The 13,649-nt window shown below is 65.7% G+C and carries 14 protein-coding genes and 1 tRNA gene; 8 read left to right on the top strand and 7 right to left on the bottom strand.

The window, feature by feature from the left end:
- Positions 1–44: 44 nt before the first annotated feature.
- Positions 45–129 (bottom strand) — tRNA-Leu (locus CHB69_RS02605).
- Positions 130–175: 46 nt separating this feature from the next.
- A complete protein-coding gene (locus CHB69_RS02600) occupies positions 176–1,618 on the bottom strand; it encodes a coniferyl aldehyde dehydrogenase (protein WP_089214382.1) in 1,443 nt (480 codons plus the stop codon).
- A 145-nt stretch (positions 1,619–1,763) separates the two neighbouring features.
- On the opposite strand from CHB69_RS02600, the gene CHB69_RS02595 reads away from it, so the two are divergent.
- The 4 genes from CHB69_RS02595 (at position 1,764) to CHB69_RS02580 (ending at position 4,576) form a co-directional block, all read left to right on the top strand.
- The gene (locus CHB69_RS02595; RefSeq protein ID WP_089214381.1) at positions 1,764–2,093 is read left to right on the top strand and encodes a type II toxin-antitoxin system RelE/ParE family toxin; all 330 of its coding nucleotides are present in this window, start codon (positions 1,764–1,766) and stop codon (positions 2,091–2,093) included.
- Between the two features lie 9 nt (positions 2,094–2,102).
- Positions 2,103–2,396: a helix-turn-helix domain-containing protein gene (locus CHB69_RS02590; protein WP_089214380.1), complete on the top strand. Its 294-nt coding sequence runs from the start codon at positions 2,103–2,105 to the stop codon at positions 2,394–2,396.
- Between the two features lie 379 nt (positions 2,397–2,775).
- Positions 2,776–3,963 carry an acetyl-CoA C-acyltransferase gene (locus CHB69_RS02585; protein WP_089214379.1) on the top strand — a complete coding sequence of 396 codons (1,188 nt, stop codon included), beginning with the start codon at positions 2,776–2,778 and terminating at the stop codon, positions 3,961–3,963.
- A 151-nt stretch (positions 3,964–4,114) separates the two neighbouring features.
- Positions 4,115–4,576, top strand: coding sequence for an RcnB family protein (locus CHB69_RS02580; protein ID WP_089214378.1), 462 nt, complete (start codon positions 4,115–4,117; stop codon positions 4,574–4,576).
- A gap of 60 nt (positions 4,577–4,636) precedes the next feature.
- Here the strand turns inward: CHB69_RS02580 and CHB69_RS02575 are convergent, their stop codons facing one another.
- Positions 4,637–5,134: an SH3 domain-containing protein gene (locus CHB69_RS02575; RefSeq protein WP_089214377.1), complete on the bottom strand. Its 498-nt coding sequence runs from the start codon at positions 5,132–5,134 to the stop codon at positions 4,637–4,639.
- Between the two features lie 414 nt (positions 5,135–5,548).
- Here CHB69_RS02575 and CHB69_RS02565 point away from each other — a divergent pair, with 414 nt between their 5' ends.
- Positions 5,549–6,547, top strand: coding sequence for a 2-hydroxyacid dehydrogenase (locus CHB69_RS02565; protein ID WP_089214376.1), 999 nt, complete (start codon positions 5,549–5,551; stop codon positions 6,545–6,547).
- A 123-nt stretch (positions 6,548–6,670) separates the two neighbouring features.
- Here CHB69_RS02565 and CHB69_RS02560 read toward each other — a convergent pair whose 3' ends face one another.
- From CHB69_RS02560 to CHB69_RS02545, 4 genes are all read right to left on the bottom strand, one after another.
- Positions 6,671–6,973 (bottom strand): GIY-YIG nuclease family protein, encoded by a 303-nt coding sequence (locus tag CHB69_RS02560; protein WP_089214375.1) that lies wholly within the window; start codon positions 6,971–6,973, stop codon positions 6,671–6,673.
- A 44-nt stretch (positions 6,974–7,017) separates the two neighbouring features.
- Complete coding sequence (locus CHB69_RS02555) at positions 7,018–8,421, bottom strand: NAD(P)H-dependent flavin oxidoreductase (RefSeq protein ID WP_089214374.1); 1,404 nt, start codon at positions 8,419–8,421, stop codon at positions 7,018–7,020.
- Between the two features lie 84 nt (positions 8,422–8,505).
- Positions 8,506–9,687 carry a glycosyltransferase gene (locus CHB69_RS02550; protein ID WP_245836470.1) on the bottom strand — a complete coding sequence of 394 codons (1,182 nt, stop codon included), beginning with the start codon at positions 9,685–9,687 and terminating at the stop codon, positions 8,506–8,508.
- Entirely contained in the window at positions 9,684–10,613 is a 930-nt protein-coding gene (locus tag CHB69_RS02545; protein ID WP_089214373.1) for an alpha/beta fold hydrolase, read from the bottom strand. Before CHB69_RS02545 ends, CHB69_RS02550 begins: the two co-directional genes overlap by 4 nt.
- Before the next feature lie 162 nt (positions 10,614–10,775).
- Here CHB69_RS02545 and astD point away from each other — a divergent pair, with 162 nt between their 5' ends.
- The 3 genes from astD to CHB69_RS02530 all read left to right on the top strand — a co-directional run bounded on the left by astD (position 10,776) and on the right by CHB69_RS02530 (position 13,505).
- Entirely contained in the window at positions 10,776–12,227 is a 1,452-nt protein-coding gene (gene astD, locus CHB69_RS02540; RefSeq protein ID WP_089214372.1) for a succinylglutamate-semialdehyde dehydrogenase, read from the top strand.
- 187 nt (positions 12,228–12,414) lie between these two features.
- Entirely contained in the window at positions 12,415–13,221 is an 807-nt protein-coding gene (cobA, locus tag CHB69_RS02535) for a uroporphyrinogen-III C-methyltransferase (protein WP_089214771.1), read from the top strand.
- Positions 13,209–13,505 carry a DUF2849 domain-containing protein gene (locus CHB69_RS02530; protein WP_089214371.1) on the top strand — a complete coding sequence of 99 codons (297 nt, stop codon included), beginning with the start codon at positions 13,209–13,211 and terminating at the stop codon, positions 13,503–13,505. The genes cobA and CHB69_RS02530 overlap by 13 nt, the downstream gene beginning before the upstream one ends.
- Positions 13,506–13,649 lie beyond the last annotated feature (144 nt).

Raw genomic sequence — 13,649 nt, 5'->3', positions numbered from 1 at the left:
TCGACCAACCGAAAAGTGATGCAATAACAAATCTTGAGCGGCGATGGTGCCCCTGGCCGGACTCGAACCAGCACTCCTTGCGGAACTCGATTTTGAGTCGAGCGCGTCTACCAATTTCACCACAGGGGCCCGTGGACGGGCGCCCCGATAAGCCGGGACGCCGCCGTTTGCCAAGTTATTTCTTGAGTTCTTTCGCCAGCGTCTTCGCCGTCGCCTTGCCATAGGGCGGCTTGAAGCCCGCGAGCCCCGCAACATCGAGCTTCGGCTGGCGATAGACGGCGCGCGCGTGGCTGAAGGTGCGGAAGCCGTCGATCCCGTGATAATTGCCCATCCCCGACGGCCCGATGCCGCCGAAAGGCAGATCCTCCATCGCATTGTGGAAGAGCACGTCGTTGACCGTCACGCCGCCCGAGATCGTGCGCGTCAGCACCCGCTCCTCCTCGCTCTTGTTCTGGCCGAAATAATAGAGGCCGAGCGGACGATCATGCGCGTTCACATAGTCGATTGCGTCGTCGATCGTCTTGTAAGTCTTGACCGGCAGAACGGGACCGAAAATCTCCTCCTGCATCACTTTCATGTCGTCGGTCGGGTTGCGAACGATGTGGAGGGGCATCTTGTGGCCGTTCGAACTCGCGAAATCCTCTTGCCCCGGGTTGACCTCGATCACCTCGGCACCCTTGTCGCGCGCGTCGGCGAGGTAACCCTGCAAGCGGTCGAAATTGCGCGTGTTGATGACCGAGGTGTAATCGTCGTTCGCGAGCAAGGTCGGATAGAGCGACGCTGCGCCCTTGCTCACGCTTTCGATCACCTCCTCTTCCTGATCCGCGGCGACGAGCAGATAGTCGGGCGCGAGGCAGATCTGGCCCGCGTTCATCAGCTTGCCCATCGCGACGCGCTGCCCCGCGAGCGCCTTGTCGGCGCTGCGCCCGATGAAGGTCGGCGACTTGCCGCCAAGCTCGAGCGTCACCGGCACCAGATTATCGGCGGCGGCGCGCATGATATGCCTGCCGACGCTCGTCGCGCCGGTGAAGATCAGATGGTCGAAGGCGAGCTTCGAAAAGGCGATCCCGACCTCGGGGCCGCCGGTAAACACCGCCATCTCGCTCTCGTCGAAATAGTCGGCGACGAGCCGCGCCATCAGCGCTGACACATTCTCTGTAAATTCGCTGGGCTTGATCATCGCGCGATTGCCCGCAGCGAGGATGCCCGCCATCGGCACGAAGACCATGCCTACGGGGAAGTTCCACGGGGCAACGACACCCACGACGCCTTTCGGCTGATAGACCACCTCGGCCTTCGCGCCGAGCAGACCGAGCGGGAAAGTCGGCTTCCTTTTCTCGCCCTTCGCCCAGCTCGCCATATGCTTCTTCGCATGTTTGAGCGCGCTGACCGAGGGCAGGATGTCGGTCATCAGCGTCTGGTCGCGGCTGCGATGCCCGAAATCCTCGCTCACTGCCTTCGCGAAATCCTCGGCATGATCGACGAGCATCGCGATCGCACGATCGAGGCGATCGGTTCGCACCGCGAGGCTTTCGGGCATGGCGGCGGTGAAGCTCGCCTTCTGCGCGACGAGGATCTGCTGCATCCGCGCGATCTCTCCGTCGATTCGGTTTTCCATACTTGCCTCCCGTCCTTGTTTCGCTCGTCAGATCATGACGGCGATCGGGTTGCAAGATGAAACCCGCGCACCATCGCAACGCCAACTACGGCATTGCCGCAATTTCTCGCTTGAATAAGCCACGGCATTGCCGTATATAACGAAAATGCACGCGGTCATCGAAACCAACGCCTATCTCTCGGCCGCGAAGGACGCAGGCATGAGTGACCACGAGCGGACGGCGGTCGTCGATATGATTGCCGCCAATCCGCAAATTGGGGAGATCATGCCGGGATGTGGAGGAGCTCGCAAGCTCCGCTTTGCCAAGCCAGGCAAAGGCAAGTCAGGCGGTTATCGCGTCATCAGCTATTTTGCGGGCGATGACATACCGGTCTTCCTCCTCACAGTGTTTGGCAAGGGAGAAAAGGTTTCGCTGTCGCAGGGCGAGCGCAATGCTCTCGCTGCCCTGACGAAGACACTCAGGAGCACGCTGTAGGAGGTTATCATGACCAAGCGAGCATATGACAAGATCACCGCCGGTCTCAACGATGCGATCGCCTTCGCGGAAGGTGACACCACGCGGGGCAGGGTTGTGGCCGGGCCGGATATCAAGGCCATTCGCGGCAAGGTGAAGCTGTCTCAAGCCGCCTTTGCCGAGAAACTCCACATCAGCGCCGCCACGCTGCGCGATTGGGAGCAGGGCCGCCGGGTGCCCGAAGGACCAGCGCGCACGCTGCTCGGCATGGTCGACGCTGATCCGGAAGCAGCGTTCAAGCTGCTGGCGAAGGTGGCGGGGTGACGGATAACCGTCACGCTTCCCACCCCCTTCCGGTCGCTCACCGCATTACGGCGACAGCCAAATCAACCTTCCGAACGTCCTCCCGAAAAACTTCTTTCCTACAATATCCCGCTATGCTTCAAGATTGCGGATGAGCAGCATTTTTTCCATGCCAGCCCGCGATCCACCCGCCCCGGCGAGCGCCAGTCCGGCACGGGACCGCATTGGGCTGAACTTCCCTGAACTTTGAAATGACGGCGCCAGATCGCGGGACCGATCCTCGCTACGGCTCCTCAGAAGGGTAATACCAAGCAGCGGTGATCGGCCCCTACCCCTTTCGCATTTGCAGCATTTGGGCTAATCGACCCACCGACCAACTTTCCCACCGGAGTCTCTCGTCATGACCGCCACCGATCCCGTCGTCTTCCTGTCCTATGCCCGCACCCCGATGGGCGGCATGCAGGGCGTTTTGTCGGATGCGAGCGCGACCGATCTCGGCGCCACCGCGGTCAAGGCGGCGGTCGAGCGCGCCGGGGTGAAGGGCGAGGATGTCGAGCGCATCTATATGGGCTGCGTGCTTCCCGCAGGGCTCGGCCAGGCGCCGGCGCGGCAGGCGGCGATCAAGGCCGGGCTGCCCAAGTCGGTGCAGGCGACGACCGTGAACAAGGTCTGCGGATCGGGGATGCAGACCGTCATCATGGGCGCCGAGGCACTCGCCGCGGGCAGCATCGACCTCGCCGTCGCGGGCGGCATGGAGTCGATGACCAACGCGCCCTATCTGCTCAAGAAGCATCGCTCGGGCGCGCGCATCGGCCACGACACCGCCTATGACCATATGTTCCTCGACGGGCTGGAGGATGCTTATGACGCGGGCCGCGCGATGGGGACGTTCGCGCAGGACACCGCCGATGCCTATCAGCTCAGCCGCCAGGCGCAGGACGATTATGCGATCGAATCGCTGCGCCGCGCGCAGGCCGCGATCGCCGACGGCGCCTTTGCCGCCGAAATCACCCCGGTCACGCTGACCACCCGCAAGGGCGAGGTCGTCGTCGATACCGACGAACAGCCAGGCAAGGGCAATCCCGACAAGATCCCGACGCTGCGCCCCGCCTTTGCCAAGGACGGCACGATCACCGCCGCGACCAGCTCGTCGATCTCCGACGGCGCCGCCGCCGTCGTGCTGACCCGCCAGTCGGTCGCCGAAAAGAAGGGCGCAAAGCCGGTGGCAAAGCTCGTCGCGCACGCCGCGCACGCGCAGGAACCCAAGGACTTCACCGTCGCCCCGATCGGCGCGATCAACAAGGTGCTGGCAAAGGCCGGTTGGTCGATCGGCGACGTCGACCTGTTCGAGGTCAACGAAGCCTTTGCCTGCGTCGCAATGTTCGCGATGCACGACCTCGGCATCCCGCACGACAGGATCAACGTCAACGGCGGCGCGACCGCGCTCGGCCATCCGATCGGCGCGAGCGGCACGCGCATCATCGCGACGCTGATCGCGGCGCTGCAGAACCGCGGCAAGAAGCGTGGCATCGCCAGCCTGTGCATCGGCGGCGGCGAAGCGACCGCGGTGGCGATCGAGCTGGTCTGACGAACCGTCGACGCTCAACCGCGACATTTTGCGACACTAATGTCCTGAAACTAAACGCGGCATTCCGGACCGGTTCAAGCGCGCTCGCCTAATCCTTCTCCTGTCATCGGGCAGATCCCCTCCCCCCTGACGGCAAGACAAGGAATGGCACATGAAGAGCAAATTTCTCACCGCCGGCCTGATCGCCGCCATGATGATCCCGGCGGCGGCCTCGGCCGCGACCTCGCCCGGCGAACTGCGCCGCGACCGGCAGGACATTCGTCAGGAAAAACGCGACGTCCGGCAGGCAGTTCGCTATGGCGACCGGCGCGACGTCCGCGAAGAACATCGCGAATTGCGCGGCGCGCGTCAGGAATATCGCGAAGACGCGCGCGACTGGAAGCGCGACCGCCGCTACGCCAATTGGCACGCGCCGTTCCGCTATCGCAGCTTCGCGGTCGGAACCCGGCTGGGCACGCGCTATTATGCGCCCGCCTATCGCCTGGCCTATGACGCACGCTGGCACCTTCCGCGCGCCGGCGCCGGGCTGACCTATGTTCGCCACTATAACGACCTGCTGCTCGTCAACCTGCGCAGCGGTGCGGTTGTACGCGTGCATCGCGGTTTCTTCTGATCCGCAGAGGACTCGAAACGGAGCAAAGGCCGGGCGGACAAGCGCCCGGCCCTCGTCAAATCAGTCGCCCCAGATATGGCCGGTTTCGATCCAGCCCTTGCGGCCCCTGACGTCGAAGCGGCACCAGCCGTCCTTGCAGTCGGTGATCCGGCCGACGACGCCGGGTTCGGCGCGATAGGCGACCGCGGCGCCGGGCGTCGGCGATTCGCGCATCGGGCGGATTTCGCCGGTGACGATCGCGGTGCGCGTGCGGCTGAGCAGGCGCGCCGCCATCCACCCCTGCGCGCCGTCGGGGTCCTCGACCTTGCGCCACAGATCGTGGCGCGCGATCACTTTCACCGGCAGATCCTTGCGCCGATATTCCCACAAAACCGGCACGTCCATCGACGGCCCCTTGCGCATCCGCGCGCGATCGACGCTGATCGACGCCCAATAGGGCAATTGCACCTCGTCCGATGCCTGTGCCGCCGCCGGCGCATAGCGCGCGACCGCCACGACGATGCCCGGACCGATAGCGGCGACGGCCACAATGACAGCGAGCAAATGGCGGATTTTCATGCCACCGCCTTGTCAAAATCCGCGCGCCTTTTCAACCGGTCGCAACAGCGCGGCGGCCGATCGTCCACAGGCTTGTCGCGACTTGGGGTCAGGACCTGTTAATTGCATGTTCGAGGCGTCGAAATGGCGAAGATATCGCCTCCGCGCGGGCGCAGCGGGTAGTGGTTCTGCCCGCAAGACCGCGCGGAGGCGAGATCGAAGCCATTTCGGCGTCCCTTCGGGATTTGGCCGATCCCCGCCTTCGCGGGGACAGGCTTTGTCCATTGCTTCGTTGGCAAGCCTTGAAATATCGACATATTCCTACGCCTTGCCTCCTCGCACCGAACAAAATCGCTTCAAACCTCGAACGTGCAATTAACAGGTCCTCACCCCGGCCTCTTGACCCCCCGCGCGGCGCGCGCTCTATCGGCGGCCATGCCCGACTCGCCTCGCCCGAAACGCCCGCGCGTCATCGTCACCCGCCAGCTGATGCCCCATGTCGAAGGCCGCATGGCCGAATTGTTCGACGCGGTGCTGTCGGCGCACGACCACGCCTTCTCGACCGAAGAACTCAAGACAGCGGTGCGCGACTGCGACGTCCTCGTCCCCACGGTGACCGACCGGATCGACGCGGAGATCATCGAAGCGGCGGGCGACCGGCTCAAACTGATCGCCAATTTCGGCGCCGGGGTCGATCATATCGACCTCGCTGCGGCACGGGAGAAGGGGATCATGGTCGCGAACACCCCCGGCGTCTTTACCGAGGATACGGCCGACATGACGATGGCCCTGATCCTCAGCGTCCCGCGCCGCTTGGCCGAGGGTGAGAAGCTGATGCGATCGGGGAATTGGCAGGGCTGGGCACCGAGCGCGATGCTCGGCCACCGCGTCGGCGGAAAATTGCTCGGCATCGTCGGCATGGGGCGCATCGGCCTCGCGGTCGCGCGGCGCGCGCGCGCCTTTGGCCTGTCGATCCATTACCACAACCGAAAGCGCCTGCCCGAAGCGATCGAGGAGGAACTCGGCGCGAGCTATCACGCGAGCCTCGACACGCTGCTCAGGATCAGCGACGTGGTGACGATCCACTGCCCGCACACCAGCGAAACGCACGAGATGGTGAATGCCAGGCGCATCGCGGCGATGAAGCCGAGCGCCTATCTGATCAACACCGCGCGCGGCGAGATCGTCGATGAAAAGGCGCTGATCGCGGCGCTGAAAGCAAGGCGCATCGCGGGCGCGGGCCTCGACGTTTATGCGCGCGAGCCCGACGTCGACCCCGATTTGCTCGCCCTCGACAATGCCGTGCTGCTCCCCCACCTCGCCTCGGCGACGATCGAGGGACGCGAGGCATCGGGCGAAAAGGTCATCGCCAACATCCGCGCCTGGGCCGACGGCCACCGCCCGCCCGACCAGGTGCTGGAGGGGTGGGTTTAGCGCTGTTTCCGCGCGTCAACCGCTGTTCATGGCCGCTCTGGATTGTTTCGCTTCGCTCGCAATGACGATGCTCTATTGAACTGCGTCATTGCGAGGAGCGCAGCGACGAAGCAATCCAGAGCGTCACTCGCTGCCGTCAATGATCACTGGCCACAGATCGTTCCAAAGCGGGTTGTCCGCCTCAATCAGCGCCAACTTTTTGGCGCGGCTTCCGGCCTTGATCTGCTTCTCGCGCGCGATGGCCGCTTCCATTGTCTCGTCCCTCTCGAACCACACGAGAATTTTGCAGCCATAGCGTTGCGAGAAGCCTCCAAGACCCTCGCGGTGCTGCCAGACACGGCGAACGAGCAGTGATGACACCCCGGTATAAATGGTCCCGTTGCGCCGGTTCGCCATCATATATACCGCAGGCTGACGTTCGCGCATGGCTCCTCTGGATTGCTTCGCTTCGCTCGCAATGACGGTGGATATTAATCCCCCGTCAGAATCCGGTCGACCAGCTCCTTCACCGTCGGCGTGAAATTGTTCGAATAAAAGGGATCGGTCTTGAAGTTGAACGCGGCGTGGCCCGCGAACATCAGATTCTGTTCGACGTCGCCGCCGTGCGCGATGTCCTGCAGCGTTTTCTGGATGCAGAAGCTGCGCGGGTCGGCGAGGTAGCCGGTCGAATAATCGTCATGGTCCTTCCACGCCGAAAAGCCGCAGTGCGACAGGCAGCCCATGCAGTCGGCCTGGTCCTTGCGGATCATGTCGCGGTCGCTTTCGGTGACGAAGACCACCGTATTGTCGGGGGTCTTGAGCGCTTCGGTATAGCCTTCGGCGAACCAGTCGCGCGCGCGGTCGCGGTCGTGCGGCGTGACCCAGAAATTCCTGCCCTTCACCCCGACGTCGAGCTGGACGACATGGTCGCCGGCTTCCTGTTTCGAATAGGGAATCTGGCGCTCCGACCGCGCTTCGAGGTCGCGCAGGAAGGGGTTGCGCACCGCGCTCGAGTAAAAGCCCGTTGGCGAAAAGCGGTGGAGCAGCACATCGCCTTCGTCGAGCGTGCGCAGCCGGTCCTTCCAGTCCTGCGGAATCGGGCTTTCCCGCGTCAGCAGCGGGCGCGTGCCATATTGAAAGGCGATCTGGCCGAGCTCCGGATTGTCGATCCAGTCTTCCCAGTCGCGCAGATACCAGACGCCGCCCGCCATCACGATCGGCACCTCGTCGGCGATGCCTTCGGCGCGCATCGTGTCGCGCAGCGCCTTGACGCGCGGATAGGGATCTTCGGGCTTCAACGGGTCCTCGGCATTCGACAGGCCATTGTGTCCGCCCGCGAGCCACGGGTCTTCATAGACCACCGCCGCCATCAGATGCGCGACCTTGTGATAGGCGCGCTTCCACAGCGCGCGAAAGGCGCGCGCCGAAGAGATGATCGGCAGATAATGGACATTGTGGCGCGCCGCGATCTCGCTGAGCTTGTAGGGCATGCCCGCGCCGCAGGTGACGCCGGTGACGAGACCCTTGGCGCGTTCGAGCACGCCTTCGAGAACCTGCTGCGCGCCGCCCATTTCCCACAGGACATTGATGTTGATCGCACCCTTGCCGCCGGCGATGTCGTGCGCACGCCTGACCTGCTCGACCGCGCCGTCGATCGCATAGGCGACCAGTTCCTGATGCCGCTCCTTGCGCGTGAGCGCGCGATAGATTTGCGGGATGATCTTGCCTTCGGCGTCATAGCTGTCGGCGTTGACCGCCGAAACGGTACCGATCCCGCCCGCAGCGGCCCATGCGCCGCTCGACGCATGGTTGGTCGCCGACACGCCCTTCCCGCCCTCGACGAGCGGCCACACTTCACGGCCGCCGTAAACGATGGGCTTCAAACCTTTGAACACTGTAAACCTCTTTCTCTCCGCCGGCGCGCAGCACGCTGCCGGTCCCCGATTTCCGTTTCCGTAAGCGGAAGACGGCGCCCCTTGTCAATCAATCCCTGTCCGGTGCCCGCTGAACGGGCTGTAACCTTCCAAGGATAAACTATAGAGATTTTCGTAGGCCGCGACCATGATTGATTCGTCGAAGCGTTGGGCGGCAACGCGCCGATTATCGGCGCCGACGGCGCACCGCAGCGCCCGGTCTTCGGCCATTCGCGCCAGCGCGGCGCGAAACCCGGCCTCGGCGGCCGCGACGAAGGGCCGGTTGGCCTTTGACACCATCGCCGCGACGTCGCCGACATTCGGGCTGACCACGGGGAGTCCCGCCGCCATCGCCTCGATCACCGCGATCGGCGCCTGCTCGCTGCGCGACGACAGGGCGAGCAGGTCGAAATGCCCGATCCAGCGCGCCGGCTCGGCCATGAAGCCGGGCAGAACGAGGCGATCGGCGATGCCGCACGCCGCGGCCTCGGTGCGGATCGCATCGCGCTCCGGCCCCTCGCCGACGATCACCAGCCGGACATTGGCGGGCAGCGCCGCGACCGCGCGCACGAGGCGCGGCAGATCCTTGACCTTGCGCAAGCCGGCCACGGTTCCGATCACGACCTCGCCCTCACGGCGCCGAAGGCCGGGGATCGCAATGCTCGGCGGGGCAGCATAGGCGGCAACGTCGATGCCGTTGCGGATCAGGCGGGTGCGCTTTCCGGCGCCCCATTCGCGGGCGGCGATGCGCTGAAGCACCGTCGATGGCACCACGACCGCCGCAGCCGTCGGCAGCGCGGCGCGGCGGAACAGGCTCCGCTTCCAGTCGCGCCGGACACTCTCATCCTCGTTGAAGCCGTCCTCATGGTGGATCAGATCGGGCATGGCGCCCGGCCAACGCGATCCATGGACACGGCGCGCCATCACCCCGTCCATCGCGCCCCAATTATAGCTCAGCACCAGATCGAAGTCGCAGAAATAGCGCGCCAGTTCGCGATAGCGAGCGAGCGAGGGCTTGCCGTGCAGTTCCGGTGCGTCGGAGGGAAAATCGACGGTGATCGCGGGATCAATCGCCGCGCGCGCGCCGAGCGCCCCGGGCACGGCGGACAGGATCGTGTGATGCGCCCGATCGCCCATCAGGTTCATCAGGCGAACCGCGCGCGCCTCCTTGCCGCCGAGCGAAAAGCTCGAATGAAGATGGAGTATCCGGATCGGCCAGCGAGACCGGGCTTCGTTGCGAGCGCTCACGCGGCCGGAAGCTCCGCCATCCAGGCGTCGATCGCCGCGCGCGCCTCGGCCTCGTCCAGCGTCGGCGCATGGCCGACCCCCGGCACCTCGACGAGCCGCGCGTTCGGAAGCGCGTCGGCCATTTTTCGCGCCGCGCCCGCCGCCAATATGTCGGAGAGCGCGCCGCGCAGGATCAGCACCGGCACGTCGCCGAGCGCGCGATAGGCGGGCCAGAGGTCGATCCCCTGCTCGTCGCCGGCGAGCCGCAGCGGCGCCGCGATCTGCTTGTCGTAGTCGGTGACGATGCGCCCCTCTGGGGTCAGCCGGTGTGTGCGCTTGGTCAGCCGCAGCCAGTCGTGGATACCGTAACCCGGATAGATGGCGCCGTTGAGTTCGGCAAAGGCGCGCGCCGCGTGCACCCAGGTCGGCTGGCTGCCGCCCGCACCGATATAGTCGCGGATGCGCTCGAGCCCGGCCTTTTCGAGTTCGGGTCCGACGTCGTTGAGCACCGCGCCGGCCAGCCGCCCCGCCATGCTCGCCGCCATCAGCATCGAGACGAGACCGCCGAGCGAGGTGCCGATGGTGGCGAAGCGGTCGATCCCCAATTCGTCGAGGAGCGGCACGACGTCCTGCACATAGGTGAGCGGCACATAGGTCATCGGGTCCTTCGCAAAGGCGCTTTCGCCGCGCCCGCGAAACTCGATCACGATCGTCCTGCGATGCCGGGCGACGTGCGGCGCCAAATCCTCGAAATCGCGGACATTGCGCGCGAGGCCGGGCATACAGAGAATGGGCGGCGCCGCGGCGGCCTCCTCCGGCCCGTCATAGACGCGCGCGTGCAGCCGGACGCCGTCGGCCGACCACCAATAATGGTCGCTCCAGTCGCGGCTGATCTCGTCCTTGACCGAAATGGGCCATCCCCCTTTTTTCGCCTGTCTCGCGCGCATCTATCGCCAACCCCGGCGCGCGGCGCAAGCGGTCGTTCGCAGCGCCGCCAGACGGTTGCCGCGCCCGCCTTTCGTCGATAAGAGCCGGGGGATGCTCCAGCCAGCGACAGATGCCCGTGTCCCGCCGATCGGCGCATTTCCGTGTGGCGGACGGTTGCGGCGATGAGCGAAGAATTGATCTCCCACGAACCGGCGACCGGTGCCGAATTGTGGCGCGGCGGCATCAGCGACGTCGACGCCGAAGTCGCCGCCGCGCGGCAAGCGTGGCCCGGCTGGGCCGCGAAGCCGCTGGCCTATCGCGCCGAAACGCTGCGGCGCTTTGCCGATCGCGTGAAGGCGGATGCCGAAAGCTTCGCCGACCTGATCGCGCGCGAAACGGGCAAGCCGCTGTGGGAAGCGCGCACCGAGGTCGAATCGGTAGCGGCCAAGGTCGATATTTCGGTAAAGGCCTATGCCGAGCGGACGCCGAACCGCCGCATCGAGGGCGCGATGGGCCTGCGCCACGCGGTGCGCCACAAGCCGCACGGCGCGCTCGCGGTGCTCGGCCCGTATAATTTCCCCGCGCACCTGCCGAACGGCCACATCGTCCCGGCACTGCTCGCGGGCAATTCGGTCATTTTCAAGCCATCGGAAAAGACCCCCGCGGTCGGCGCGAAGCTCGCCCAGCTATTCCATAGTGCGGGTGTTCCCGAAGAGGTGCTGCGGCTCGTCATCGGCGGCCCCGACCAGGGCAAGGCGCTCGCGGGGCATGACGGCATCGACGGCCTGCTCTTCACCGGGTCGGCGCGCACCGGCGTCGCGCTCAACCGCCAGTTCGCCGACCGCCCGGGCAAGATCCTCGCGCTCGAAATGGGCGGTAACAATCCCATCGTCGTCTGGGACACGCCCGACATTCGCACCGCCGCGATGCTCGTCGTCCAGTCGGCCTTTCTGAGCGCGGGGCAACGCTGCACCAATGCGCGGCGCCTGATCGTCCGGCAAACGGTGGCCGAAGCGCTGATCGACGAGGTGCGCAACCTGACGAACCGCCTGATCGTCGACCATCCACACGCCGACCCCGCACCCTATATGGGGCCGGTGATCGACAATGAGGCGGCCGACGGCCTCACCGAAAGTTTCCTGATTCTGATGTCGAACGGCGGCCAGGTGATCCGCCACATGACGCGGCCGATCGCCGACCGCCCCTTCCTGACCCCCGGCATCATCGACGTGACGGCGATGCCCGAGCGTCCCGACATCGAGCTGTTCGGGCCGCTGCTCCAGCTCGTCCGCGTCGACAGCTTCGAGGCTGCGATCGCCGAGGCGAACAACACCGCTTTCGGCCTGTCTGCGGCGCTGATCGGCGGCACGCCCCAGCTCTACGACCAGTTCTGGGCCAATGCCCGCGCCGGCGTGATCAACTGGAACCGCCCGACCAACGGCGCCTCGTCGGCGGCGCCCTTCGGCGGCATCGGCCTGTCGGGCAACCATCGGCCGAGCGCCTTCTACGCCGCCGACTATTGCGCCTATCCGGTCGCGAGTTCGGAAAGCGACGCGCTGCGCGCCTCGATCGGGGTCGGCCTGCGCGAGAGCGACCACGACGCGCCGAAGCTCGTGCGCAAGGGCTTTCTATAGCGCTCCGTCATTGCGAGCGGCGAAGCCGCGCGGCAATCCAGAGCTTCGCGAGGCCGCCCTGGATTGCTTCGCTCCGCTCGCAATGACGAGAGGAGATGGGTCGTTCGCCTATCCCCCCAAATTTACCTTCACCGGGGGCAAAAAAGGCTGCTTTGCGTTTCCTTCGCCGCCGAACCATTTTGGCGGCATGACAAAAGCCCCTGCCCCTCTCCCGTCCGCGGGCAAGCTGTGGCTCGTCGGCGCCGGCCCCGGCGACCCCGATCTGTTGACGCTGCGCGCGGCGCGGCTGATCGAGAGCGCCGACCTGATCGTCCACGACGGCCTGGTCGGCGAAGGCGTGCTCGCGCTGATCCCCGCGCGTGTCGAACGGATCAGCGTTGCCAAGCAGCGCAGCCGCCACACGATGAAGCAGGAGAGCATCAACGAACTGCTCATTCGCGAAACGCGCGCCGGCAAGCAGGTGGTGCGGCTGAAGGGCGGCGATCCCTTCATTTTCGGCCGCGGCGGCGAAGAGCTCGACGCGGCGCGCGAGGCGGGCATCGCGTGCGAAGTCGTCCCCGGCATCACCGCCGCCGCGGGCTGCGCGGCGCAGGCCGGCCTGCCGCTCACGCACCGCGAGGATGCGAGCGCGGTCAGCTTCGTCGCGGGCCAGTGCAAGGATCTGACCGATCAGGACTGGTCGGGGCTCGCGGGCCATGGCCGCACGCTCGTCATCTACATGGGCCTCGCGACCGCCCCCGCCATCGCCGACAAGCTGATCGCCGACGGCGTGTCCCCCGGCCTCCCCGTTGCGGTTGTCGAGCGCGGCACGAGCGCCGACGCGCGCGTGCTGCGCACCTTGCTCGCCGACCTCGGCGACCTCGTCGCGCGCGAAAAGGTGCAGAGCCCCGCACTGATCATCGTCGGCAAGGTCGCCGCGCGAGCCGACGCGCTCGATTGTCTCGGCGCTCCCGGCGCCTTTTCTTCGATAAGGGATTTTTCATGCGACTTCTGACCGGCAACGATCTGAAGAGCGGCGCGGTCATCTGGTGGACGGGACGCGACTGGTCGCTTCACGTCGAGGATGCCGCCGACGTCGGCGAGGCCGGCGAGGCGATATTGCAGGCGGAGGAAGGCGCGCGCCGCGTCAACACCCCCTATATCATCGACGGCACGCCGACCCCCGGCGGCCCGCGCCCCGCGCATATCAAGGACCGCATCCGCGCGCTCGGCCCGACCGTGCGCCCCGACCTGACATTGAAACCTGCCGACCCCGCTGCCGGCGACTGGGTGATCTGATGCCGATCATTCCAACATCCGTTCGTCCTGAGGAGCCATTGAGCTTGTCGAAATGGCGTCTCGAAGGGCTGTGTGCGCACCCCGTCCTTCGAGACGGGTCTTCGCCGAGGCTCAGCCCCTCCTCAGGACCAACGGTTTATTTTG

Origin of the sequence: Sphingopyxis indica (genome assembly GCF_900188185.1) — a bacterium.
Classification (GTDB): Bacteria; Pseudomonadota; Alphaproteobacteria; order Sphingomonadales; family Sphingomonadaceae; genus Sphingopyxis; species Sphingopyxis indica.
Note: the sequence above shows the minus strand (reverse complement) of the source record. Positions and strands in the feature narration are given on the sequence as shown.